General features: G+C 53.4%; 23 protein-coding genes. 13 read left to right on the forward strand and 10 right to left on the reverse strand.

Annotation, left to right across the window (positions count from 1 at the left end; genetic code table 11):
* Window positions 1-21: 21 nt before the first annotated feature.
* From yidC to ABJG22_RS02260, 6 genes are all read right to left on the reverse strand, one after another.
* A complete protein-coding gene (gene yidC / locus ABJG22_RS02235) occupies window positions 22-1,881 on the reverse strand; it encodes a membrane protein insertase YidC (RefSeq protein WP_348018603.1) in 1,860 nt (619 codons plus the stop codon).
* A gap of 54 nt (window positions 1,882-1,935) precedes the next feature.
* Window positions 1,936-2,148 carry a membrane protein insertion efficiency factor YidD gene (gene yidD / locus ABJG22_RS02240; protein WP_348018604.1) on the reverse strand — a complete coding sequence of 71 codons (213 nt, stop codon included), beginning with the start codon at window positions 2,146-2,148 and terminating at the stop codon, window positions 1,936-1,938.
* Between the two features lie 2 nt (window positions 2,149-2,150).
* Window positions 2,151-2,612: a ribonuclease P protein component gene (gene rnpA / locus ABJG22_RS02245; RefSeq protein ID WP_348018605.1), complete on the reverse strand. Its 462-nt coding sequence runs from the start codon at window positions 2,610-2,612 to the stop codon at window positions 2,151-2,153.
* The gene (gene rpmH, locus ABJG22_RS02250; RefSeq protein WP_348018606.1) at window positions 2,587-2,721 is read right to left on the reverse strand and encodes a 50S ribosomal protein L34; all 135 of its coding nucleotides are present in this window, start codon (window positions 2,719-2,721) and stop codon (window positions 2,587-2,589) included. Before rpmH ends, rnpA begins: the two co-directional genes overlap by 26 nt.
* Before the next feature lie 107 nt (window positions 2,722-2,828).
* Window positions 2,829-3,164 carry a PGPGW domain-containing protein gene (locus tag ABJG22_RS02255; protein ID WP_348018607.1) on the reverse strand — a complete coding sequence of 112 codons (336 nt, stop codon included), beginning with the start codon at window positions 3,162-3,164 and terminating at the stop codon, window positions 2,829-2,831.
* Between the two features lie 120 nt (window positions 3,165-3,284).
* The gene (locus ABJG22_RS02260; protein ID WP_348018608.1) at window positions 3,285-3,959 is read right to left on the reverse strand and encodes a hypothetical protein; all 675 of its coding nucleotides are present in this window, start codon (window positions 3,957-3,959) and stop codon (window positions 3,285-3,287) included.
* Between the two features lie 232 nt (window positions 3,960-4,191).
* Here ABJG22_RS02260 and ABJG22_RS02265 point away from each other — a divergent pair, with 232 nt between their 5' ends.
* The 4 genes from ABJG22_RS02265 to ABJG22_RS02280 all read left to right on the forward strand — a co-directional run bounded on the left by ABJG22_RS02265 (window position 4,192) and on the right by ABJG22_RS02280 (window position 11,389).
* Entirely contained in the window at window positions 4,192-5,700 is a 1,509-nt protein-coding gene (locus tag ABJG22_RS02265; RefSeq protein WP_348018782.1) for a YifB family Mg chelatase-like AAA ATPase, read from the forward strand.
* 384 nt (window positions 5,701-6,084) lie between these two features.
* Window positions 6,085-9,192, forward strand: a complete 3,108-nt coding sequence (locus ABJG22_RS02270) for a TonB-dependent receptor (protein ID WP_348018609.1) — start codon at window positions 6,085-6,087, stop codon at window positions 9,190-9,192.
* A gap of 57 nt (window positions 9,193-9,249) precedes the next feature.
* On the forward strand, window positions 9,250-10,476 hold the full coding sequence (locus ABJG22_RS02275; RefSeq protein ID WP_348018610.1) for a M14 family metallopeptidase: 1,227 nt from the start codon (window positions 9,250-9,252) through the stop codon (window positions 10,474-10,476).
* 76 nt (window positions 10,477-10,552) lie between these two features.
* Window positions 10,553-11,389, forward strand: coding sequence for a DUF4886 domain-containing protein (locus ABJG22_RS02280; protein WP_348018611.1), 837 nt, complete (start codon window positions 10,553-10,555; stop codon window positions 11,387-11,389).
* A gap of 112 nt (window positions 11,390-11,501) precedes the next feature.
* Here the strand turns inward: ABJG22_RS02280 and ABJG22_RS02285 are convergent, their stop codons facing one another.
* Complete coding sequence (locus ABJG22_RS02285; protein WP_348018612.1) at window positions 11,502-11,924, reverse strand: polymer-forming cytoskeletal protein; 423 nt, start codon at window positions 11,922-11,924, stop codon at window positions 11,502-11,504.
* The gene (locus ABJG22_RS02290) at window positions 11,917-13,110 is read right to left on the reverse strand and encodes a M23 family metallopeptidase (protein WP_348018613.1); all 1,194 of its coding nucleotides are present in this window, start codon (window positions 13,108-13,110) and stop codon (window positions 11,917-11,919) included. Before ABJG22_RS02290 ends, ABJG22_RS02285 begins: the two co-directional genes overlap by 8 nt.
* A gap of 249 nt (window positions 13,111-13,359) precedes the next feature.
* Here ABJG22_RS02290 and ABJG22_RS02295 point away from each other — a divergent pair, with 249 nt between their 5' ends.
* The 9 genes from ABJG22_RS02295 to ABJG22_RS02335 all read left to right on the forward strand — a co-directional run bounded on the left by ABJG22_RS02295 (window position 13,360) and on the right by ABJG22_RS02335 (window position 20,514).
* Window positions 13,360-14,613: a glutamate-5-semialdehyde dehydrogenase gene (locus tag ABJG22_RS02295; RefSeq protein ID WP_348018614.1), complete on the forward strand. Its 1,254-nt coding sequence runs from the start codon at window positions 13,360-13,362 to the stop codon at window positions 14,611-14,613.
* Between the two features lie 10 nt (window positions 14,614-14,623).
* Window positions 14,624-15,265 carry a nicotinate-nucleotide adenylyltransferase gene (locus ABJG22_RS02300; RefSeq protein ID WP_348018615.1) on the forward strand — a complete coding sequence of 214 codons (642 nt, stop codon included), beginning with the start codon at window positions 14,624-14,626 and terminating at the stop codon, window positions 15,263-15,265.
* Between the two features lie 92 nt (window positions 15,266-15,357).
* Window positions 15,358-15,681 carry a ribosome silencing factor gene (gene rsfS / locus ABJG22_RS02305; protein ID WP_348018783.1) on the forward strand — a complete coding sequence of 108 codons (324 nt, stop codon included), beginning with the start codon at window positions 15,358-15,360 and terminating at the stop codon, window positions 15,679-15,681.
* 12 nt (window positions 15,682-15,693) lie between these two features.
* Window positions 15,694-16,116, forward strand: coding sequence for a 23S rRNA (pseudouridine(1915)-N(3))-methyltransferase RlmH (locus tag ABJG22_RS02310; protein ID WP_348018616.1), 423 nt, complete (start codon window positions 15,694-15,696; stop codon window positions 16,114-16,116).
* A 23-nt stretch (window positions 16,117-16,139) separates the two neighbouring features.
* Complete coding sequence (locus tag ABJG22_RS02315; RefSeq protein WP_348018617.1) at window positions 16,140-17,318, forward strand: peptidoglycan DD-metalloendopeptidase family protein; 1,179 nt, start codon at window positions 16,140-16,142, stop codon at window positions 17,316-17,318.
* 129 nt (window positions 17,319-17,447) lie between these two features.
* Window positions 17,448-18,812 carry a S41 family peptidase gene (locus ABJG22_RS02320; protein ID WP_348018618.1) on the forward strand — a complete coding sequence of 455 codons (1,365 nt, stop codon included), beginning with the start codon at window positions 17,448-17,450 and terminating at the stop codon, window positions 18,810-18,812.
* A 9-nt stretch (window positions 18,813-18,821) separates the two neighbouring features.
* Complete coding sequence (locus tag ABJG22_RS02325; RefSeq protein WP_348018619.1) at window positions 18,822-19,307, forward strand: disulfide bond formation protein B; 486 nt, start codon at window positions 18,822-18,824, stop codon at window positions 19,305-19,307.
* Complete coding sequence (locus tag ABJG22_RS02330; RefSeq protein WP_348018620.1) at window positions 19,300-19,839, forward strand: demethoxyubiquinone hydroxylase family protein; 540 nt, start codon at window positions 19,300-19,302, stop codon at window positions 19,837-19,839. Before ABJG22_RS02325 ends, ABJG22_RS02330 begins: the two co-directional genes overlap by 8 nt.
* Before the next feature lie 54 nt (window positions 19,840-19,893).
* Entirely contained in the window at window positions 19,894-20,514 is a 621-nt protein-coding gene (locus ABJG22_RS02335) for a hypothetical protein (RefSeq protein ID WP_348018621.1), read from the forward strand.
* A 30-nt stretch (window positions 20,515-20,544) separates the two neighbouring features.
* On the opposite strand, the gene ABJG22_RS02340 is transcribed toward ABJG22_RS02335, so the two are convergent.
* Window positions 20,545-20,967 (reverse strand): hypothetical protein, encoded by a 423-nt coding sequence (locus ABJG22_RS02340; RefSeq protein WP_348018622.1) that lies wholly within the window; start codon window positions 20,965-20,967, stop codon window positions 20,545-20,547.
* A gap of 60 nt (window positions 20,968-21,027) precedes the next feature.
* Window positions 21,028-22,803, reverse strand: a complete 1,776-nt coding sequence (locus ABJG22_RS02345; RefSeq protein ID WP_348018623.1) for a DUF885 domain-containing protein — start codon at window positions 22,801-22,803, stop codon at window positions 21,028-21,030.
* Window positions 22,804-22,846 lie beyond the last annotated feature (43 nt).

The following is a 22,846-nucleotide window of genomic DNA, read 5'->3' on the forward strand; positions in this document are numbered from 1 at the left end:
TGTTCTTTCTGGTGGCCAGGGTCATGCCTCGGCCTTGTCAGCTGCAGCTTTCTTTGCCTTTTCTTCTGCTTCCTTCGCCATCATTTCCTTCATCTGCGGGTGGCGCGAATAGAGCCACTTTTGCTGCGCGATGGTGAGAATATTGGATACGGTCCAATAGAGCTGCAGGCCGGCGGCAAATGGTGCCATGATGAACACCAAAATCCATGGCATGATGGCGAATATCTGTTTCTGCATCGCGTCCATCGGCGCGGGGTTCAGTTTGAACTGCAAGTGCATGGTGAAACCCATGAGGATCGGCAAGATGCCAACCGCCAAGAAGCTTGGCGGATCGAATGGCAGCAGACCGAATAGGTTGACCGGGGTCAATGGGTCCGGCGCGCTCAAATCCTTGATCCAAAGCGCAAAGGGTTGATGGCGCATTTCGATCGAAAGCATCAGCACTTTGTAGAGCGCGAAGAAGATCGGAATCTGCAGGAAGATCGGAAGACAACCCGACAATGGATTGACCTTCTCATCTTTATACAGCTTCATAATGGCTTGCTGTTGCGCCTGCTTGTCGTCTTTATGTTTTTCCTGCAGTGCCTTCATCTTCGGTTGAACGGCGCGCATTTGGGCCATGCCGGCGAACTGTTTTTGTGCAATCGGGAACATGATTCCGCGAACCACGAAGGTCATCAGGATGATTGCTACGCCGAAATTCCCGACCAGTTGGAACAACCAGTTCAGCAGATAGAAAAGCGGCTTTTCAAACCAGTAGAACCAGCCCCAATCAATAGCACGGTCGAGGTTTTTGATTCCAAAATCTGCTTCATATTGTTCCAGAATCGCATTTTCTTTGGCTCCGGCAAAAAGGCGGGTCGTGGTTTTCAGTTGTTTGCCCGGGGCGATGATCTGGGCACTCTTTTTCGCGATCTCGGCTTGGAAGATATCACCCCCACCCGAACGAAATTTTGCGTCGACCTGATTGATATCATCAGGGATTAGCGCGCCCAGCCAATATTTATCGGTAAAGCCCAGCCAGCTGACTTCCTTGTCATAGGCATTGGTTCCGGCAACCGCGGACGTGCCGAATAGGCTTGCAAAGAAGCCGGGTTCTTCGCCAGCAAGATTTTCATAATCTACATCGTAATTTGCCGCGCCTTCATAGACGCCAACGGGGCCGGAGTGGATGGTCCAGGTGCTGGCTTCATCCACCGGGATATTATTTAGATCCCGCTTTCGGTTTATCAGGCCATAGGGTCTGAGTGCGATCGCATTTTCGCCGCGATTGGTGATGTTCTGGTCGGCAGTGATCAGATAATTTTCGTCAATTGCCAATGTGATCGCATAGGTTTGCCCGGTCTCGTTGGACCAGCTGAGCGTGACCGGTGTTTCAGGCGTCAGCTTGCTTTGGTCGGCAGACCAGATTGTATTGTCATCCGGGACCGCAACGCCGTCACCCGCCCAACCGAAGCGGCTGAAATAGGCATTTTTGGTTCCAGAGGGCGAAAAGAGCCGAACAGGCGCGCTATTCTTGCTCAGTTCAACGGTGTGATCGGTCAGCGTCAGATCATCAATCCGCCCGCCTTTCAGGTTGATCGATCCATTCACCCGCGGTGTTTCAATCAAGATGCGTGGATTTTCGCGCAAAACGACGGGGAGCGGGCGAATCTGGCCCGCGGTCGCCGCGGCAGATATTTCGGCGCCATCAGTAGCTGGGGCGGTGCCTGGGGTCATTGTCCCGCCAGCGACCGGATCGCTGGCTTGGACATTGGTCTGTTCCACCGCTTGCGTCTTGTTGGCCATGTCTGGAAAAAATTGTTCCATCAGCAGCGGCCAACCAAATAGGATGATCCCGGTGAGAAGCACCGCCATGATAATATTGCGTTTATCGTCCACTATCTCGTCCTGTTTTCGGCCATTTATTGCAAATAGGGTTGGTGTATGAAGCTATCAAGGCACTGGATCGTAGCCCGAGCCACCCCAAGGATGGCAGCGCAATAGCCGTTTCGTTCCCAGCCAGCTACCCTTAATTGCACCATGTTTCTCAATCGCTTCGATTGTATAAGCGCTGCACGTTGGCTGATAGCGGCAAGTGGGCGGCAATATCCGTGATGGTCCCCATTGCCAGCAGCGAACTAGGAAGATGAAGATAGGTTTCAACATCTCTAATCCAGCTTTTTGGCAAGATATTTCAAGCCCTTTTCCAACTCCGCCTTCATGGTCGCGAAATCCGCCTCGTTGCGCGCTTTTCGGCCGATCATGATATGGTCGACGCCGGCAATGCCATGGTCCGCCAATGTCTGGGCCAGCAAAGCTCTAAATCGGCGCTTCATCCGATTGCGTGCGACGGCATTGCCAATTTTCTTGGTGACGGTGATGCCGTAGCGGATGGTTTCAGTTGGAATGATGTGATCGCTGCGCCGGCGATGCGCGAGCAGGACGAAGCTGGGTGTAACGAATCGTTTGCCGCGATTGGCGGCGAGAAAATCCGTCCGCTTGCGAATCACTTCGACAGCCGATTCGGTTGAAGGGCGCTTCAAGTCCAAATGATCGGGTGATGGGCGTGCGTCGACAGGCGTCGCACGGGCGGTCACATTGGTTTTAGGCAGAGAGCTTTTTGCGGCCACGGTTGCGGCGGGCAGCCAGCACTTTGCGGCCTCCAACGGTCGCTTTGCGGGCGCGGAAACCATGGCGCCGTTTACGGACCAGACGGCTGGGTTGAAATGTGCGCTTCATCGCGATTATCCTACGTCAAAATTTCGATAAAAAAGGCCGCCAAAAGCTGCGGCCGATACGTTGAGGCTGCGATTAGGCAGGCAGGCGCGGAAAGTCAAGCATTTGCGCTAGACTTTCTTGTCACGATTGCCGGTTTTAACCTTGCCGAAAATCGGCAGTTCAAAATCGTCAGGCAGTGTCTTGTGATGTCTTCTGCGCATTGCCCAGTCGGTCCATTTGCCAAAATTGGGGAATCGCCGCTTGAAATCGACATAGCGTTTCTTTGCCCAGCGTGAATTTTGCAGAACCAGGGCCAGACCGATGGGAAAGACGATAACGAAGCCCGGACCGGGCACCGCGCCGATGATCGGAGAAATCAGAATCAGGAAGAATCCGACAACCGCGAGTGCGAATCGGGAACCCGAAGTATATTTCCATCTCTTTTTGGTCAGTTTCTCGCTCATCACATTCCACTTGGTGTTTTCCGGCCTGAGTCGCAAGCGTACAATTGCAACTCAACCGCCTAGCAGTAATTATTGTTCCTGAAATGCACGAGAGGTGAACAGGGGCTAAAACAGCTCCCGTTAGTGGACGAGTTGGAAGCTGGCCATGTCTCGACGCGATAGCCGCAGCTGATCCGAAAATGGCACGCTGTTGGTCAAGTCATAAAACGCCTTCGCAGTCGGTGCTGACACGCCCATTTCCGCATAATAGTCGAGATATTCGGCGTGGACAGGATCACTGGGTGGGTAGTCATTGGCTTCCCGTCCGTTTTCGTCGATCCAGCTGTGCACGACAAACTCGGCATCATGATGCGCTGTTCTGCGGACCCCGGCGAGAAAAAGCTCTACTGCGCCAGACCGGACCGAACCGCGAGCTGGTACATGGGTGCTGATTCCGGCGCGGCGGATCATCCGAGCGAGGTTGAGATTGGCTTCTTCATCGATGGATCCGGCGCAATCGCGCATTTCGATCCGCTTGATATTGGGATATTGCTTTAGCATCTGGCGGAAAATTGCAGGCGTATAGCTATCCACTGTACCCGTCATTTCTACCATATCCGGCGCTACTATGCGGAATGGGCCGAACTGAGGTGATAGGTTCGCAGCCGGTGTCGCGGTCGCGGGCGGGCCGAATATATCATAGCCCAGCACTACGCTGGTTTCGGTAATCACATGGCTGCTGGCGCTATGTGCTGTATTGGCTGGGAACAGCAGAAATGCTGCGAGCAAAGCGGCTACGATCGAAAAGCGGTTCAAGCCTTTCGGTGTTCTGCTACTTGCTACAGCTGTTGAATTTGCGTCCCATTTCATGCGTCTGTTATACGAGCAGAGCGTTTGCGAAAGCCTGAATGGGGGTGGTTGTAAATGTATTAACTAGTATCATTCGCGGATTTTCTGCGTTTTGACGGTTACGGCCAATTGGCCGTTGATGCTCGACTCACTCTTTGGCCGCCGCCAGTGTCTCATTTATGAAATTGGGGCGGCTATGATGGTGGCGCTGGTTCAGACGGTAGCGTACCTTGGACTGGAAGCGCGAGGTGTCGAAGTGCAATGTCAGGTTGCACCGGGATTGCCTGCATTTAACGTTGTTGGTTTGCCGGATAAAGCGGTGGCAGAGAGTCGCGAACGAGTGCGTGCGGCCATTGCAGCCATGGGGCTTTCGCTTCCGCCAAAACGTATCACCATCAATCTGTCACCCGCCGATTTACCGAAAGCCGGTTCCCATTATGATCTACCGATTGCGTTGGCTTTGCTCGGTGCGATGGGTGTTATCGATGCAGAGACGCTTGCGAGCTATATCGTGGTCGGGGAATTGTCCCTGGATGGCCGATTGGCGGCGACGCCGGGCGTTTTGCTTGCTGCGCTTCATGCGTCGGGAGAAAGTCTGGGACTGATCTGTCCGGCGCTGCAGGGATCTGAGGCGGCTTGGGCAGGCGATGTCGAGGTATTGGCACCCGATGGTCTGCTGTCACTGCTCAACCATTTTAAGGGTCAATCGGTACTGGCGTCGCCAGAAACTGGTGCTGCGCCGGAACCGGATTATGGTCCCAATCTGCAGAATGTGAAGGGACAGGAAACCGCGAAGCGAGCGTTAGAAATCGCTGCTGCGGGTGGGCATAATCTCTTGATGAACGGCCCGCCGGGGTCGGGCAAGTCTTTGCTAGCATCCTGCTTGCCCGGCATATTGCCGCCTTTGTCGCCATCCGAAGCGCTGGAGATTTCGATGGTGGCTTCGGTTGCTGGTATGTTGGAAGGTGGACAGATGTCCCGCCAGCGGCCGTTTCGCGCGCCGCATCACAGCGCCTCCATGGCGGCATTGGTCGGTGGTGGACTGAAGGTGCGTCCTGGGGAAGTCAGCATGGCGCATCTTGGGGTGCTGTTCCTTGATGAACTGCCCGAATTTCAGCGATCGGTTCTTGATTCTCTGCGCCAACCGCTTGAAACCGGAGAAGTCAGCGTGGCCCGGGCCAATGCACATGTTACCTTTCCCGCTCGCGTCCAGATGGTAGCCGCGATGAATCCATGTCGTTGCGGTCATCTCGGGGATGCCAGCTTGGCTTGTTCTCGAGCCCCGCGATGCGCAGCGGACTATCAGGCAAAAGTCTCTGGGCCGCTGCTCGACCGGATTGATCTCCATATCGAGGTCGAAGCCTTATCCGCTGCAGACCTTACCATGCCTCCGCCTGCAGAAGGGTCTGAAACCGTGGCGGCGCGGGTTGCCAGCGCGCGGTCCATTCAGCGTCAGCGCTATGCCGACCTGGACGCGCGGACCAATACCGAGATCGATGGAGATGCGCTGGAGAAATATGCCACGCCCGATGAGCCTGGCCGAACCTTGTTAGCGCAAGCGGCAGAAGCGATGCGCCTGTCGGCACGCGGTTATACACGGGTCTTGAGAGTGTCCCGGACCATCGCTGATTTGATCGGTGCGGATGCAGTTGGCCGAATTCACGTAGCCGAAGCGCTGAGCTATCGTAGGCAAGCGCCCCGAAATTAACTTCACATCATGATTTAAAGTCAATCTACATTCGTTCCAAAATATTGCCTATGAATCCTATTCTTGTCGCCAGCCTCATCTTAAGACAGCGCTATCGAATTGATGTTGATTATTGGAAAAGGCCGATTGCCCGTTGGAACCGGCGGGATCGATCGACCAGTGTATGGAAACGATTGCTGCGGTTATTCAAGACATATAGCTTCAAGCAACGATAGTTGCGCCATTACCACTATGAACAATGTTTATGGCTTCCCTTGGGCCTAGTCTAGATTGGTGGATTGCAATTGGACTGACTTTTCGGCATCAATCTTTCGAAGTCGCCGCAAAGTGCGATCAAATATTACGCCAAACGGGTCAAAGGCCCGAGAAAAAACGGGGGTCGTCATGCGTATCACTAAGAATAATGTCTGTGCACTATTATGCTCATCTGCCTTGACTGCGTTGGGGGCTGGGACCGGGCTTGCGCAAACGAGCGGTAATTCGGATGTCGTATCTGAAGATGAACAAATCATCGTTGTTACAGGTTCGCAGATTGTTGGTGCAAAGATTGACGATGTTTTGCCAGTCACTGTTCTCGATGAAGAGGCGATCGAAACCACGGATGCCGCGTCCGGAGACGAATTGTTTCGATCCATTCCACAGGCCGGGGCTGTGGCCTTCAATGAACAGAGCACGACGGGTGGCGTGAATGGTGCACGGGGCGATATCGCATCGATCAACCTTCGTGGGCTAGGCACTGGCAACACTCTGTTGTTGATCAATGGTCGTCGTATGGTTCTCAATCCTGGCTTTCAGACAGAATTGTTCGTTCCCGTTGTGTCGCCGGATACTAACACAATTTCACCGGGAGGGATTCGTAGAGTGGAAGTGTTACGTGACGGAGCTTCTGCGCTATACGGTGCAGATGCCGTCGCAGGCGTTGTAAACACACAACTCAAAAACAATCTGGATGGTGGTTTTGTAAGGAGCAACTATCGAGCTTCTACCGGTACTGGGCTTTATAGCGCTAGCGTCCGCGGTGGTATCGGCTTTGATTTCAACGAAGGCCGCAGTAATTTGACTTTGTACGGCTACTATTTTCATGAAAATGGAGCGCCCGCTTCTGCACGAGATTATTCCCGCAGTTCTGATTTACGGCCATTTCTTGTCGGGACTGATTTTGAGGGGGACACGCAATTTGATAATCGCTCAATCAACTCGCCATTCGGAGCGTTTGATACTCAAGGCTCTAGCGCAACATCTTCGAACACAACCGACTTACGCGATGACGATTTTCACATTCAACCCTGCAGTTTCTTTGGTGCCAGTGGGCAGCCAAGTGATGGCCGGTTTATCGATTTGGGCAATGGTCTATGCGCTGATAATGGCGGAACGATTGATCGCGATTTGAGGCATGACCTTGCATCGGACCGGGACCTATATTCGAAAAAGGACCGCTACAATTTGCAGGCGCTCTTTAATCATGAACTGAGTGACGCCGTCGAATTCTATTTCGAAGGATCCTATTACCGCTCAAAATCTAGCCGACAACGTGAACAGAATACTATGCTGAGCGCGGTTCCAATCGGTATATTGGCCTCGGCATACTATAATCCACTGGGCGCCACTACGCTGGCTGATGGGTCTGCGAACCCCAATCGGGTGACCAATGGAATCGGTAGCGGAGTGAGCGACGCAGGACGTGATTTGCTAATGGAAGACTATCGTTTTGTAGATGTCGGTCCGCGCTTGGGAACCGTTACTAAAAACACATTCCGCTTTGTCGGTGGTCTCCGAGGAGATCTGTGGGGATGGGATTTTGATACTGGACTTGTCTATTCAAGAGCCCGTACCAATGATTTCACCGCAAACCGTATTTCAGGAACATTGTTGCAGGATGCGATCAACCGCAACGATCCAACAGCATATAATCCGTTTAACGGTGGGTGTTTGGGAACAAGCTTTGTTACAGCCAACAATATCGACTGCACGCCTAGTGACGCACAAACTCTGCAGGATATTTCTATTGATGTAGTCCGTAAAGGTGAGACTACCCTAGCACTTGGAGACTTTAAGGTCTCCAAGCCCGATGTTTTCACAATGCCGGGGGGAGATGTTGGCATCGCAGCGGGCGTAGAGTTCCGGCGGGAAACTTTTCTCGATGACCGTGATCCCCGTCTTGATGGCACCATTACATTCACAAATGCGGTCAATGGTGACACATTCGGTAGTGACGTTGTCGGCTCAAGCCCATCGCCAGACACAAGTGGTAACCGCGAGGTCTATTCGGCTTATGCCGAGGCTTTTGTGCCCCTGGTTTCTGAAGACATGGATATCCCGTTGATCAGCGAGCTGAACCTGCAACTGGCAGGCCGCTTTGAGAGCTTCTCTGATTCAGGCAGTACTTTTGTACCTCGCGCCGCAGCTTCATGGACGCCGGTACAAGGTATCATCTTGCGTGGCGCCTGGTCCCGCGGTTTCCGCGCACCCAATCTGGTTCAAGTCAATGATCAAGGTACCACCCGCTCAAATTCAGAAATTCCAGCGGTCGAATGTGTGGCAGAGATTATTCAAGGCATTGAAACCAATGTTTCGGATTGCGGCACTAGAGGGTTGATTGATTTTCGAACCGGTGGCCCTGACCTGAAACCGGAAAAAACTGAAAGCATCAATCTGGGTGTGGTTTTGGCGCCGGAGTTTTTGCCTGGATTGACACTGACCGCAGACTATTGGCGTGTCCGTCAGGATGGCATCGTCGGTATTCTTGGCAACCAAAATGCTCTGTATCTTGATTTGCTTCAACGACTAGAGGGTGGTTCCAACCCGAATGTCATTCGCGCCGCGCCAGATGCCGGACAATTGGCGCTCTATGCCGGCACCGGAATCAATCCTGCTGGCGACGTCATCCAAATTCTAAACCCCTATCAAAACCTTGATAGCCGGGTCTCAGAAGGCGTCGACCTCAGCCTGATCTATGATGTTGGAAGTACACCATTTGGTGATTTGAAATTCCAAGTTAACGCTGCCCGTCTTATTGGTTTCAACCAATCACCGGGGGCTTCGGGTGCGCCGCTGGCTGATCTCGAAGACGTTTTATCAGCTATTCCTCAACTTTCAGAAGGTGATGTCGCGACATTGGCAGCCGAAGGCTTTGGCGAATTACTTGAAATAGATGGGCGCCCAAAATGGCGGCTTTCGGGTTCTTTGAATCTAAGAAACGGCCCCGTAAGGTTCAGCTTGTTCGGCCGTTATGTTGGTGGTGTATATGATCCGAGCGTGACGCAAGACACGACAGGTGCCTTGTTCCGTGTCGATGACTGGTTCACGATGAATGCAAATATCAGTTATACGATCAACAATGATACCGGGCTAGATGGCACACGCATCAAGTTTGGTTTCAACAATATTTTCGACAAAGCACCACCGATTGCTGATGAAAGCTATGGTTATTATGGAGACTTGCATAGTGCTCGAGGCCGTCAGTTTACGTTTGAAATTCAGAAGAAATTCTAAACTCATATGATGAGGCGGCGGCTTGTCGCCTCATCTATTTTTAAGGGATGTTGTTTGATGACAGTCGTTAAGCCCATAATCGTGCCTGTCATAACCAGCATGCTTCTTGCCAGCTGTGCCACTGCAACGGTCTCAGAAAATACAGGTACGAAGCTAGCAAAAAGCTGCTCAGTTGAGGGTGCCACGCTCGATACGAAATTCCCTTCGGGTAATGTCGCCTCTTGCCAGGGCAGTGACGACAATGAGTTTACGGTATCTTTAAAGCCGGAAGATGCTCCGCCAATCAATTGCAGCGCATGGTATGCATTCCGGGTGACCCCGGACAGCGCCGTAACCGAATCGCAGAAGATTCACATCAACCTCAACTATGAAACATGCGGTCACCGCTATTGGCCAAAAACCAGTGTCGATGGAATATCTTGGGATTATCTGCCGAAAACAGATATGAAAATCACTGAGGTAAATGGGGTAAAGCAAGCTAGTATCACAATCGAATTGGACGATCGTCCCATATTTGTAGCGGGGCAGGAAATTGTCGTTCCCGGAACCTATCGGTCGTGGATCGATGGTTTGACGCAATCAGCGCAGGCAGAGACGTTCCTGCTAGGTAAATCCGCCGAAGGTCGGGATATTCCGGCATTGACGATCAAGGCGCCCGGGAGCACTCCCAAAAAACATGTTGTCCTTGTGGGGCGTCAGCATCCGCCGGAAGTGACCGGTGCGTTGGCCTTATTTCCTTTTGTCGAAACATTGCTAGCAGATAACCCGCTTGCCCAAAAATACCGGGCGCGGTTCGAAACGATCATAGTGCCAATACTCAATCCCGATGGCGTCGAACACGGTTATTGGCGGCATAATACCGGCAGTACCGATCTCAACCGTGACTGGGGCCCTTTTGAGCAGCCGGAAACGAAGCTAATGGATAGCCTTTTAACTGAGATCGAGAATAATCCGGACAAGCAGCTCAGTTTTTTCGCTGACTTTCATTCAACCCGGAATGACATTTTTTACACTATCCCAGATGAATTTCCTACAACACCACCTCTTGCGATCAAAAACTGGCTCGGACTGCTGCAAGAACGTATGCCGGACTATGAGGTCAAGCGTAGCGCAAATTCTAACCTGACTCAGGCCAATTCTAAAAACTATGTCTACAAACGCTACGGCGTTCCGACGGTAACTTACGAAATGGGCGATGAGACGGACCGAGAATTGATTGTAGAAGTAGCCCGAGAAGCCGCAATGGCGCTAATGGAGACCCTTCTGGCACATAAAGATGAATGACGGAAATCAATCGAATATATTATTTGCTGATATCATCATTCAAAATGGCGCTATATTTGGGGTAACGAGGAAGCGTATGAAATTGGGCAGTAATCTCATTTTGACTATTGTAGCGATCTTCCTCGCACAATCCTTGTCCTCACCTGCCATTTCCTCTTCCGATTCAGCGACCTTATCCCACTTGCCTGCACCGAAGGTCAAAAGGATCGACATCGCTAAGCCCACACATATTCTATTCGTGGGCAACAGCTATTTCTACTATAATGATAGCTTGCACAATCACGTGCAACGCATGGTGGTTGCGGCTGGTTTGTTCAAGCCTTCCGATTTGTCTTATAAATCTGCAACAATCGGCGGAGCAGCTTTGTTCGATCACAATATCGACCATTTGCTTGATCCGTATAATTTACGAGTCACAAAACCTTTCGACATCGTGCTTCTGCAAGGTGGCAGTGCGGCGGCGCTATCAGACATAAGGCGTAAACGCTTTACCGAAACCGCGGCAGACTATGCCCAGAAGATACGGCAGGCAGGAGGAGAGCCTATCCTTTATATGACTCATGCCTATGTCGATCCGCATCGCCGTTACCGGCCTGGAATGATCGCCGAAATCGCTTCTCTATATATAGAGGCCGGGAACAAAATTGATGCGCTCGTAATCCCGGTAGGACTTGCATTTGAAGAGGCTTACCGCCGCCAGCCCAAAATATCTTTGCACAAAAGTTTTGATGGTAGCCACCCTGATATCTTGGGCACTTATCTAGCGGCCGCGACTGTCTTTGCCAGCATCTATGGCCAGTCGCCGGTCGGCAATAGCTATGACTATTTTGGAGAAGTGAAACGCGAAGACGCGGTTTTCTTGCAAACCGTTGCGCAGGATGTTGTGACCAAATTCTACCGTCGCGACCGGTAAGGCCATGATCAAAAATGGTTAAATGCCTCGATCGCTGGTGTCAGCAAAGGACGGAGCGCGCGCTCAGAAAGTAAATGTACGACTGATTCCAAGCTCGTGCCCAAAGGCAAAATCAAGCCGCTTTGTCGCCGTCTGTCAGCTCTAGCGGTGCCGCTATCTCACGCGCATTTACGGTCGATTTCGCAAGATTCGGTGACTTGCTGCTGCGATGTTTAAACTTGCCGTCGACATGGCCACCTTGTTCGATGGTCACCGTTTCATATGTGACATCACCGCCAATGCGGGCGGTCGACGCGATATTTAGATCGCCCGCATCGATCGATCCTTCGACCGCGCCTGATAGACTGGCGTTCTGGGCGACGATCGCACCCATGATTTTGCTCGATGGACCTTGCACGAGCGACAGGCATTTGACGTCACCGATGACTTCGCCGTCGATATGCAGATCGACTTTCGATTCGATATTTCCAGTGATAATGATTCCATCGCCGATGACCGAGAAACTCGGGGCGCTGCCGCCGTTGCTTCTAGTCATGGCTGGCGCCGGACTTGGGGCGCTTCGGTGTGCTGGTGCGTTGTCGTGCGATGGCTTTGACTTTGAGAACATCTGTGTTCGCCTCCAAAAATGGCCGGGGATTAACCGCCTGGCCGTTCATCCGCACTTCAAAATGCAGATGAGTGCCAGTCGAGCGTCCCGTACTTCCCATAGCCCCCAATTGTAGTCCCTGTTCTATCTTTTGGCTAGCGGTCACACCAATTTTTGACAAATGTGCGTAGCGTGTCATCAATCCGTTTCCATGCGTGATTTCTACGGTCTTGCCATAGCCGGACTTCCATCCTGCATGCGTGACTATACCACCGGCAGCTGCCAGAATCGGTTGACCATATGGTCCTTTGAAATCGATCCCGTTGTGCATGGCGCCACGGCCGGTGAAGGGATCTCGCCGATACCCATAGTTGCTCGACATCATCCCAGCGCTGGCCGGCATGCCTGACGGTATAGCGATCAAGCTGCGTTCCAGTGTATCCATTCGTTGCAGAGCAAGGTTAAGCCGTTCAAGCGTCGGATGTAGCTGTTCCTCCTTGTCCTTAAAGAAGGGAATGAACGGACCGCCCATTGCTTCGGTAGAATTTTTGGCCAGCTTATCCGGGTTAAGTCCGAATTTCCGAATGGCAGCAGCGACTTGTTCGGTGCGCTGATTGGCTGCTTTTGTTAAGCGCCGGGCAAATGCAATCTGCCGAGCTTCCAGCTGTGCTAGCTCGGCCGCTTCGGGAAAGGCCGCGCTAATCTCTTTGACGTTTTCGGATAGCTGATCATCCGCTTGATTCTGGTCTGCGGCATCAACAGCTTCTAGCTGTTCACCGATAAATTGCTCGGTGATCTGATCGAGCGTATCTTGGCGTAGCTTTAGATCGGCGGCGACGCCATCAATCGATTCTTTGTAGCTTGCCACGCGGCTTTCGGTGCTGTTCACTTCGGCTTCTTTTTCAGCCAAGGCCATGCGTTCGCCGGAGACTGTAAGCTGACTGATCATCATCGCGAGTGTGACGATCAGCCAGATGGTCAGCGCCGCTGCGACAGAATAGACCACTCGTTTCTGCAATGTTGCAGAGACGGTGAGAAAGCGGACCTGTCCGTGTGACCGCATGAAAAACTCGCGATCCGTAAACATATGGTCCAGCCGGGCTTTTAGCCCTTTCCTGGTACTTTCTTTGTGCATGACCCGCCGTTAGTTTATTCGTAATCCCCGATTATGGGCTAACAGAGGGGGGCGAAGGTGGCGAATCACAAGCGAACGACTCGTGACGAGTCGAATGAGTCGTGCGATGAGTTGCGTAATTCATAGAAAAGTAACCGAGTTTTTGTTGATTCTCACGAATCGAGTGTTGTGGGATGGAAAAGTTTCCTGCCCATAATAACTCGCGATTTTGGGTTAAATTGCCACCCTTGCCATGCTAGCAGCCGAATTATGACAAATCCGGCACAACTGATCACCGATATGGGCAATAAGGCACGCGCTGCATTTTTAACGCTATCTGGCGTGACCGATGCGCAGAAATCTACCGCTCTTATCTCCGCCGCTCGGCATTTGCGCGCTGGAGCGGCGACGATATTGGAGGCCAATGGGCGGGATATGGAAAGTGCGCGGGATCGCGACTTGAGTGACGCCATGCTCGACCGGTTGATGATCGATGAAAGCCGCCTTGAAGCTATTGCCGCGGCGGTAGAAAATGTGGCTGAGCTTCCCGACCCCGTGGGGCAAATCATTGATCGTAGCGAGCGGCCTAATGGTTTGATGATGGAGCGCGTTCGGGTGCCGCTGGGTGTGATTGGGATAATCTATGAAAGCCGCCCCAATGTTACCGCCGATGCAGCAGCATTGACGCTGCGTTCTGGCAATGCTGTGATTTTGCGCGGCGGATCGGAAGCGATAGAGAGCAACCGCGCGATTTTTGAGGCCATGACTGCTGGGCTGGCCGAAGAAGGGCTTCCCGAAAATGCCATTCAGCTAGTTCAGACGACCGACCGGGCAGCGGTTGGAGCTATGCTGAAAGCAAGCGGGTTGATCGACATCATCATTCCGCGGGGCGGCAAGTCTTTGGTCAAGCGGGTGCAAGACGAAGCACGGGTACCCGTGCTCGCGCATCTTGATGGCATTTGCCATACCTATATCGGTAAGGATGCAGATCAGGACAAAGCCATTGCTATCGCGGTCAATGCCAAGATGCGGCGGACCGGCGTTTGCGGTGCCATGGAAACATTGCTGATTGATCAGGATTATCCCGCGCCCGGGCCTCTTTTACGTGCGTTGATCGATGCCGGCTGTGAAGTGCGTGGCGATGATATGATCATGGAGCTCGACCCCCGCACGGTCCCCGCTGATGCTGACGATTGGAATACAGAATATCTGGCGCCCATTGTCGCTGCGAAGATGGTGCGGGATATGGAGGAAGCTGTGGCGCATATCGCCGAACATGGTTCGCACCATACAGATGTAATCGTCACCGAAGATTCTGCCATAGCCGATGAATTCATTCGGCGTGCGGACAGCGCTATTGTCATGCACAATGCTTCGAGCCAATTTGCCGATGGCGGAGAATTTGGACTGGGCGCCGAAATCGGCATTTCAACCGGACGGTTGCACGCCCGCGGCCCCGTGGCGTTAGAAGGTCTCACGACCTATAAATGGGTGGTGCGGGGCACCGGGCAAGTGCGGCCTTGAGCATCATTATATGAAAACAACCGGTCTTCTCGGTGGATCGTTCAATCCGGCCCATGGCGCCCATCGGTCGGTCAGCCTGTTCGCGATGCAGGCACTTGAATTAGACGAATTCTGGTGGCTGGTGTCGCCGGGCAACCCTCTGAAAGAGGGCGCCAAGGATATGGCATCTTTGTCTGCCCGTTTGGCCTCGGCGCAGAAAATGACACGGCGCAGTCCAATCCAACCCACTGCAATCGAACAGCAATTGGGCACCCGCTACACATATGACACGTTGAGAGCATTGGTGCGGCGCTACCCGAAAAGGCAATTTGTCTGGATCATGGGGGCAGACAATCTGGCCCAGTTTCATCGTTGGAAAGATTGGCGAAAAATTGCCCGTCTTTTGCCGATTGCAGTTATTTCGAGACCCGGCTATGATGACGATGCTTTTGCGGCTCCCGCAATGGCTTGGCTGCGGCGCTTCGTCCACCCCGCAAGCCAGCGTGGTAACTGGACCAATTGGAGTACGCCGGCGCTGACATTCTTGCGCTATCGTCCCGACCCTCGCTCGGCCACCGCGATCCGGATGGCCCGGCCCCATTGGCATCAGCAATATGATGATCGCTGCATTCGTGATGCAGTGACCCATAGGTTGATTGGCCCAGAAGATTAGGACTTAAGTTGACGAAACCGAAGGTAAAAGCTCTGAAATCTGCCACTTCCAAGGAAGGGAAGGCTGAGTCAGATGCGCTTCACGCACTGGTGATGAAGTCGCTCGACGACGATCAGGCACAGGATGTTGTTTCCATTCCGCTGGACGGAAAAAGCAATATCGCAGATCATATGGTGATCGCTGAAGGGCGTTCGACCAGACAGGTCGCGTCTATTGCTCAAAAGCTTGCCGAGCGGGTCAAGCAGGCAGGCGGTACGGCCCGAATCGAAGGACTCGCCAATGCTGATTGGGTGTTGATCGATGCCGGCGATGTGATCGTGCACCTGTTCCGGCCCGAAGTGCGTAGTTTCTACAATCTCGAACGGATGTGGGCGGTCGACGAGGATGATGACGCGGCCGACGTCGTCGAAGCCTGAAACGCCGGGGCGATGAGACTACATATTCTCGCCCGCGGAAAGATCGGACGCAGTCCGGAAGCCGAGATTGTGGATCGTTATGTGAAGCGTATCGGCTGGGACGTGAAAATCAGCGAGCTACCCGATCAGGGTGGGAAGACCCCGAAGCTTGACGGTATCACCAAAATCATCGCGATGGATGAAACCGGCGAAAACTGGACGTCCAAGAAATTTGCGGATTCCCTTTCAGCATGGCGCGATGACGGGGTACGCGAGGCGCGTTTCCTGATCGGCGCCGCGGATGGTTTAAGCGCTGACGAACGATCCAGTGCGGATCATTTCTTTTCTTTTGGCAAAGCCACTTGGCCGCATATGATGGCGCGGGCGATGCTTGCAGAACAGCTGTTCCGGGCCACGTCGATCCTAGCCGGCCATCCTTATCATAGAGAAGGGTGATAGAGTTGTTGCGCTCAGCTTTCTTGTTGATCGGAATTGCCGGTTTTGCGGTCGGCGGGGCGGCTTTGCTTTCCGCGCAGACGCCGGAATCAGAGCTTTCGGAGCAGCAGCGCAGTTTGTTGGCAGCGCGTGAGCAATCCGAGCGTGCCCTGCAGCGCAGTGATGCCTTGCGCCGCCAAGCAGAAGCAGCCGACAATGATGCGGACCGGCTCGACAGCGAAGCCGCAGCACTGGCTGCCCGCATTCAGGCGGCAGAAGCCGATATCAAGGCTGCCCGAACCCGTATCGCTATTGTCGCCCAGCAGCAGGAACGCCAGCGCGCCCGATTAGCAGAAAAGCAGGGGCCAATGGTCCGCCTGACTGCCGCTCTACAAATGATGACTCGCAAACCCACCGCACTTGCTCTGGTGGAACCGCGCACACTCGACGAGCTTATCTATATGCGCTCCATTATGTCGGCGGTGATGCCGGAGATCGAACGGCGGACGGCAGGGCTGCGCGATGAAGTCAAACAAGGTGAACAGCTGAGGTTGCAGGCTGATCAAGCAAGTGCATCGCTGGATCAAAGCCAGCAGCGCCTGACCGAACGGCGGCGGCAATTGGCTGGTCTGAAGGCCGGTAAACGCTTTGAAACCGCCCGATTTTCTGACGATGCAGGCATTGAACAGGGCCGGGCGCTCGCTTTGGGTGAAGAAGCGCGGGATATATTGGATTTGATGGACCAGATTCGCGAAAGCGGTTCGGTTCGTGAAGCATTGACGGCATTGGATGGGCCGGTGCTGAGGCCTGGCCAGGGTGAAGATGAACCGGTGCCTGTGCCGCCGTCGAACAAAGATATTGTCAAGGCCTATCGCCTCCCCGTGGTTGGCGAAATTGTCACGGGTCTAGGCGAAATTTCCGATAGCGGCTATCGCTCGCGTGGCCTGACCATTGCTGCCGATGCTGGTGCGCAGATTGTTGCGCCGGCCGCCGGCAGGGTGGCTTATTCCGGCCGTTACCGGGACTATGGGCAAATTTTGATCATTGAACATGATGCTGGCTGGACCAGTTTGATAACCAATATGGCAACGAGTAGCGTTGCGGTTGGCGATCGGCTGGTGCAGGGCGCGCCGGTCGGTCGGTCGGGGGGCGACGATCCTACCGTTACCGTTGAGCTGCGCCGCAATGGCCGGCCCATTGATATTGCGGCACTAATTGGCTGAAAGCCACTCAGACAGTTTGGAAAAATAGTCGTTTATCGAAGCGTCGCGTCATTTTTGGTTAAGCTGCTTGGCTTTACAGGTGATTCCCGCCTATATTTGTTACCGATCTAGACACACAGGACAGCATTGATGAAAAAGCCCGTATTGCAAGCCGCCGCTCTTGTTTTGACCGTTGCGCTTTTGCCTGCCACGACCTCGGCTATTTCCGCCGTTGACGCCAATACCTATCGCGAGATGGAACAGTTTATGAGCGTCTTTGACCGGGTGCGAAATGACTATGTCGATCAGGTCGATGATGCTGATCTGATCAAGGGGGCCATCGATGGCATGCTGGCCAGTCTCGACCCGCATAGCGGTTTTCTCGATGCCCGGGATTTTGACAATTTGCGGACCCAGACCGACGGCAACTATGGTGGCTTGGGTCTTTCGGTGACTCTGGAAGATGGCGCTGTAAAAGTGATTGCGCCATTCAAGGACACACCTGCCTATAAGGTCGGCGTGAAAGCCGGTGACTATATCACCCATATCGATGGCGAATTAATCTACGGCGGCACGCTGGATGAAGCGGTTGAGGAGATGCGCGGTAAGCCGGGCACACCGATCACGATCACGATCGTTCGCCCCGGCCGCGACAAACCTTTTGATGTGACGATGGATCGTGCGATCATCGATCTTAAACCTGTGACTTGGGAGGTTAAGGATCAGATCGGTGTGATCAGCATTAACAGCTTTTCCAATGATACCGGGGCCGACGTGGCTGCGGCGATTTCCGGTATTGATAAGTCTCTTGGGCAGAAGCCTCTCGGCTATGTACTGGATTTGCGTTCCAATCCTGGCGGTCTTCTGGATGAAGCCGTGTCGGTATCCGATGTCTTCCTGTCACGCGGTGAAATCGTATCGCAGCGTGGTCGTGAAAAATCTGATATCGAGCGCTATTTCGCGAAAAGTGGCGATGCGGCTGGCGGTTTACCGGTCATTGTGTTGATCGACGCGGGCTCGGCTTCGGCTTCGGAAATTGTTGCCGGTGCTTTGCAGGACCATCATCGGGCCTTGGTCATGGGTGAACGCAGTTTCGGCAAAGGTTCGGTGCAGACATTGCTGCCGCTTTCGAATGACAGTGCGTTGCGGTTGACCACAGCCCGCTATTACACGCCATCGGGCAAATCAGTGCAAGAAGGCGGGATTGAGCCGGACATCAACGTGCCGCAGCTTTCCGATCCGGACTATAAGACCCGGCCGCGGTTCCGTGAATCCGACTTGCGTCGCCATCTGGTCAACGAAGTTGAACTTAAAGATGATGTGCTGGAAGAAGATAGCAAGGATGATCCACGTTTCTCGCAGACCGCCGAAGAATTAGAGGAACAGGGTGTCGCCGATTTCCAACTGCACTATGCGCTGCAGACTATCGGGCGGCTTGGTCCCGACGGTCTGAAAATTGCGATGAACAAGGCCGCAAGAAAAGCCGGTAAGAATACCGTGATGGCGAAGAAATAGGATCTTCTGATGCGCTCTATCCGCAATGCTATTTGGCTAGCTCTCCTGCTACCGGCTGCGTTGCTCGGCGGCGCGTTGATTGGTCAATATGGTTTCGGACTCTATCCTTGCGAAATGTGTATATGGCAGCGGTGGCCACATCTCATCGCTATCATTCTGGCTCTGCTGGCCCTGATGCTCCGTTCCAAAAGCGGTGCTATCCTATTGGCGGTTGCCGCGGCTGTGGCGATATTGATTAGCGGCTTGATCGGCGGTTTCCATGCCGGCGTGGAATATGGTTGGTGGGAAGGCATTACCTCCTGCGCCACCAATATTCCCGTTGGTGACAATATGCTGGATTCAATCATGAATGCGCCGCTGACCCGCTGTGATGTGGCACCCTGGTCACTGTTCGGTATTTCGCTGGCGGGCTATAACTTTCTCTGGTCGGTGAGCGGTGCGCTGCTTATCTTTGTCATGCTGGCGGCGGGACGAAAGGATGCAGATCATGGCTGAAACCAAATTGGGACGAACACGAGCCGATATCGCGTCGATGATCCGCGTCAATCAAGCCGGTGAATATGGCGCGGCGCAAATATATAAAGGCCAGCTGGCGGTGATGGGCGATGATGCGCCGCAAAGCAGCGAAATCCATCATATGGCAGAACAAGAGCAACGGCATCTCGATGCTTTTGACCAGATGATTGCCGAGCGCGGCGTTCGACCAACCATTTTGCAACCCTTCTGGAAAATTGCTGGCTATGCCTTGGGCGCAACGACGGCGGCGATGGGGCCGCGAGCGGCGATGGCCTGCACGGCTGCGGTGGAAACCGAGATCGATCAGCATTATCAGGAACAGCTTGATGCGCTGGAGTCAGAAAATGATCCCGAATTAACCAAGATGATTGCCGAGTTTCGTGAAGAGGAACTGGAGCATAAGGCAACTGCGATTGCGTCGGGAGCTGAGGAAACACCGGGCTATCCGGCCTTGAGTGCCGCGATCAGGCTGGGGTGCCGGGTTGCTATTGGGTTGTCGAAACGTATTTAGGAATCCCGATGGGCTTCAGCACCCGTTCAGGACGACGGATACAAAGGATTTGATATGATACAGAAAATTTTATTCTCTGCCGTTGCCATTTCTGGCGTTTCGATGGTGGCTACCCCGGCCTTTGCTCAGGATCAGGCCGGAGACCGAGTCAATCAGCTGGTCATCTATGGCGACGATCCATGCCCGCAAAGCAGCGCCGATGAGATTGTCGTCTGTGCCCGTAAAGATGAAGGTGAGCGCTATCGCATTCCAGAAACCCTGCGTGGTGGAGGATTGGGCGAAGCCAAAAATCAAGCTTGGTCGGAACGCGTCAAATCCTATGAGTATGTCGGGGCGTCAGGCACCAATAGTTGTTCTCCTACGGGCGCAGGTGGTTTCACCGGATGCACGCAGGCGTTACTGCGTCAGGCTTATGCAGAAAAGGGCATAGACGACACGGTCAACTGGGGTCAGTTGATTGAGGAAGAGCGCCAGAAACGCCTGTCCCGGATCGATGCAGAAGCCCAAGCGGTTGAAGATCGCTTGCTCGAAATCGAAGCCCAACGGGAAGCACGTAACGCCGCTGCGGAAGCAGCGCGTGAGCGGCTTGTTGCTCAGGATGCCGAAGCGGTGAAAGCTTCTAATGATCTTGCGGTGCCGCCGGGAGCGGATGAAGACCCCGCAAAAGACGACTGAATGTTTCCCGGCAGGGTCGGATCGGTTTGCCTATTCCAGTAAGCTGCTAGTGCTATCGTCTATCTTGAAGCTGGTGATGATCCATCCCGAAGAACGCTTGTAAAATGATAGCTCTAGGCGCGTTGCAAACTCATGTTGAAAAATGACATAGCTATTTTCAATATATCTGTCGGACGCGGACTTTTCCTTCACCAGTTCCCATCCCTCAACGGGTCCGTAAATATCTAACAATGTTCGGACATTGGTCTTTATTTGAGCGGTGAGCGTGGTGGTTTTATCAAGCAATGGAGAAGCCGTTACGAGTTCAGAAAATGTGTCAACGTCTCCGTTCTGATATGAAACAAGAACATCATTGGCCAGTGTTGCAGGTGTAGCCTGAGCGAGAACCGGCGGGGCCATCAACATGAGAGCGGCAATCGCTAACGAGGCCAGGACTGTTGCAAAAACTTTCATAGTCTTTCCTTTTAGATAACTATCCCAAATGCGTTGGATCTGGTTCCGATGGCTAGTGTTTCAGTCAGCCTTCTTGTCTTCTATCCAACGGTTCACTTGCGCTTCGAGCATGTCGAGCGGGACCGCGCCCTGACCCAGCACGACATCGTGAAATTCGCGCAGGTCGAACTTGTCGCCCAGTTCGCTGGTCGCTTTACGGCGTAGCTCGCGAATTTTCAGCTCGCCCATCTTATAGGCGAGCGCTTGACCGGGCCAGCTGATATAGCGGTTTACCTCGGCTTCGATATTGGCGGTGCTGAGCGCAGTATTGTCGGTCATGAAATCAATCGCACGTTGTTTGCTCCAGCCTTTGCTGTGGATGCCAGTGTCGACGACCAGACGGCAAGCGCGCCACATTTCATAGGACAGGCGGCCCATATTTTTGGCTGGGGTATCGTAGAGATCCATCTCGATTCCTAGCCGCTCCGAATAAAGGCCCCAGCCTTCGACAAAGGCGGTGAAAAAGGCGCCATGTTTGCGGAAATCGGGCATGTCGAGTTCCTGCTGAAGGGCGATCTGCATATGATGACCCGGAACCGCTTCATGTACACTCAGCGCTGGAATTTCCCAGAAGGGGCGTTGGTCGAGCTTCGATGTATTGACATAATAGAAGCCCGCAATGCCAACATCCGGTGATCCGGGATTATAATAAGCCGTGGTCGTGCCTTCTGCGGTTTCGGCCGGGATTTCCTTGATGCCATAAGGCAGCCGCGCCAGTTTTCCGATGATGGATGGCATCTTGCCATCGATGATCTTCGTTACCCGGGCGACCTTTTCCATCAGCTCTTCGGGTGTTTTGGCGTAATATTGGGGATCGGTGCGCAGATGCTCGATAAATGCTTCGCGCGTATCATAGCCCGCTTCTTTCGCGACCTCCACCATCTCCGCGCGAATGCGGGCGACTTCGCTCACGCCAATATTGTGAATTTCATCCGCGGATTTGTCGGTTGTCGTCATCCGCCGGATACGAAAATCATAATAGTCCGCACCACCGGGCTGTGCCGAAACGCCAGGCGCTTTGGCGCAGTTTGGCGCATAGTCTTTCATATACCAGTCTAGATGCTTCTGCACCGCGGGGTTGATGATGCTTGTGATGATCCCGGCTGCTTCCGTGGCCAAAGTATCAAACGCCGCTTCGTCAATTGTCTCCGGCCGCTTGCGCAGAAAAGGTTGATAGAAACGCGACTGTTTTGCATCGTCGGTGAGCAGGCCGGAAATGCTGGTTTCATAACCGACCATGGAGACGCAGGGTTGGACATAGCCGCCAGCAAGCGCCTGATTGGCAACCGCTATCGATTGATCATTGATCTTGGCATATTGCTTGAGGCGACTGATATATGTCTGATAATCCTGCGCATCGCGGAATGGTAAGTTGTTTTGCATGCTCGCAAAACTCTGGTGCCAGCCGCCCCTATTGGTGAAATTGATCGTGCGCTGACCAAAGCCATTGGCTTCGATTTGCTCGGCAAGTGATCGGTGCAAGATACCGAAGTTGGTCTTGTCATCTTCGCTCAGTGCATCCCTATCCATAGCGTCCAGCTGCGCGAGCCAGATTTTTGCCTTTTCGACTCGCATGTCTTCGGCGGCGAGGCTGGCATCGCTAACCCGGCCTTTGACATCGTCGACTCCGAGAGAGGATGCAAATTCGGGAAATTGTTCCAGCTGATAGGCCCAATAGGAGTCGATGATTGCATGCAGTTCGGTTGATTGCTGTCCGTCATCCGCTTGCGCATAGGTGGGCGTGCTGACCAGCATCGTCAGTGGGGCCAGCATGGCTAAATATGTTCTGCGCATCATCTTCTCCCGAAATCGCCTGATAATATCTCTGGCAACTATCGTG

The organism is Parasphingorhabdus sp. (assembly GCF_039939955.1).
Taxonomy (GTDB): Bacteria; Pseudomonadota; Alphaproteobacteria; order Sphingomonadales; family Sphingomonadaceae; genus Parasphingorhabdus.

Bases quoted from the DNA above. Each gene is read 5' to 3' on its own strand.
- yidD (WP_348018604.1), bottom strand. From the start codon at position 2,148: ATGTTGAAACCTATCTTCATCTTCCTAGTTCGCTGCTGGCAATGGGGA.
- rpmH (WP_348018606.1), bottom strand. From the start codon at position 2,721: ATGAAGCGCACATTTCAACCCAGCCGTCTGGTCCGTAAACGGCGCCAT.
- ABJG22_RS02255 (WP_348018607.1), bottom strand. From the start codon at position 3,164: ATGAGCGAGAAACTGACCAAAAAGAGATGGAAATATACTTCGGGTTCC.
- ABJG22_RS02265 (WP_348018782.1), top strand. From the start codon at position 4,192: ATGGTGGCGCTGGTTCAGACGGTAGCGTACCTTGGACTGGAAGCGCGA.
- ABJG22_RS02270 (WP_348018609.1), top strand. From the start codon at position 6,085: ATGCGTATCACTAAGAATAATGTCTGTGCACTATTATGCTCATCTGCC.
- ABJG22_RS02275 (WP_348018610.1), top strand. From the start codon at position 9,250: ATGACAGTCGTTAAGCCCATAATCGTGCCTGTCATAACCAGCATGCTT.
- ABJG22_RS02280 (WP_348018611.1), top strand. From the start codon at position 10,553: ATGAAATTGGGCAGTAATCTCATTTTGACTATTGTAGCGATCTTCCTC.
- ABJG22_RS02285 (WP_348018612.1), bottom strand. From the start codon at position 11,924: ATGACTAGAAGCAACGGCGGCAGCGCCCCGAGTTTCTCGGTCATCGGC.
- ABJG22_RS02290 (WP_348018613.1), bottom strand. From the start codon at position 13,110: ATGCACAAAGAAAGTACCAGGAAAGGGCTAAAAGCCCGGCTGGACCAT.
- ABJG22_RS02295 (WP_348018614.1), top strand. From the start codon at position 13,360: ATGACAAATCCGGCACAACTGATCACCGATATGGGCAATAAGGCACGC.
- ABJG22_RS02300 (WP_348018615.1), top strand. From the start codon at position 14,624: ATGAAAACAACCGGTCTTCTCGGTGGATCGTTCAATCCGGCCCATGGC.
- rsfS (WP_348018783.1), top strand. From the start codon at position 15,358: ATGAAGTCGCTCGACGACGATCAGGCACAGGATGTTGTTTCCATTCCG.
- ABJG22_RS02310 (WP_348018616.1), top strand. From the start codon at position 15,694: ATGAGACTACATATTCTCGCCCGCGGAAAGATCGGACGCAGTCCGGAA.
- ABJG22_RS02320 (WP_348018618.1), top strand. From the start codon at position 17,448: ATGAAAAAGCCCGTATTGCAAGCCGCCGCTCTTGTTTTGACCGTTGCG.
- ABJG22_RS02325 (WP_348018619.1), top strand. From the start codon at position 18,822: ATGCGCTCTATCCGCAATGCTATTTGGCTAGCTCTCCTGCTACCGGCT.
- ABJG22_RS02330 (WP_348018620.1), top strand. From the start codon at position 19,300: ATGGCTGAAACCAAATTGGGACGAACACGAGCCGATATCGCGTCGATG.
- ABJG22_RS02335 (WP_348018621.1), top strand. From the start codon at position 19,894: ATGATACAGAAAATTTTATTCTCTGCCGTTGCCATTTCTGGCGTTTCG.
- ABJG22_RS02340 (WP_348018622.1), bottom strand. From the start codon at position 20,967: ATGAAAGTTTTTGCAACAGTCCTGGCCTCGTTAGCGATTGCCGCTCTC.
- ABJG22_RS02345 (WP_348018623.1), bottom strand. From the start codon at position 22,803: ATGATGCGCAGAACATATTTAGCCATGCTGGCCCCACTGACGATGCTG.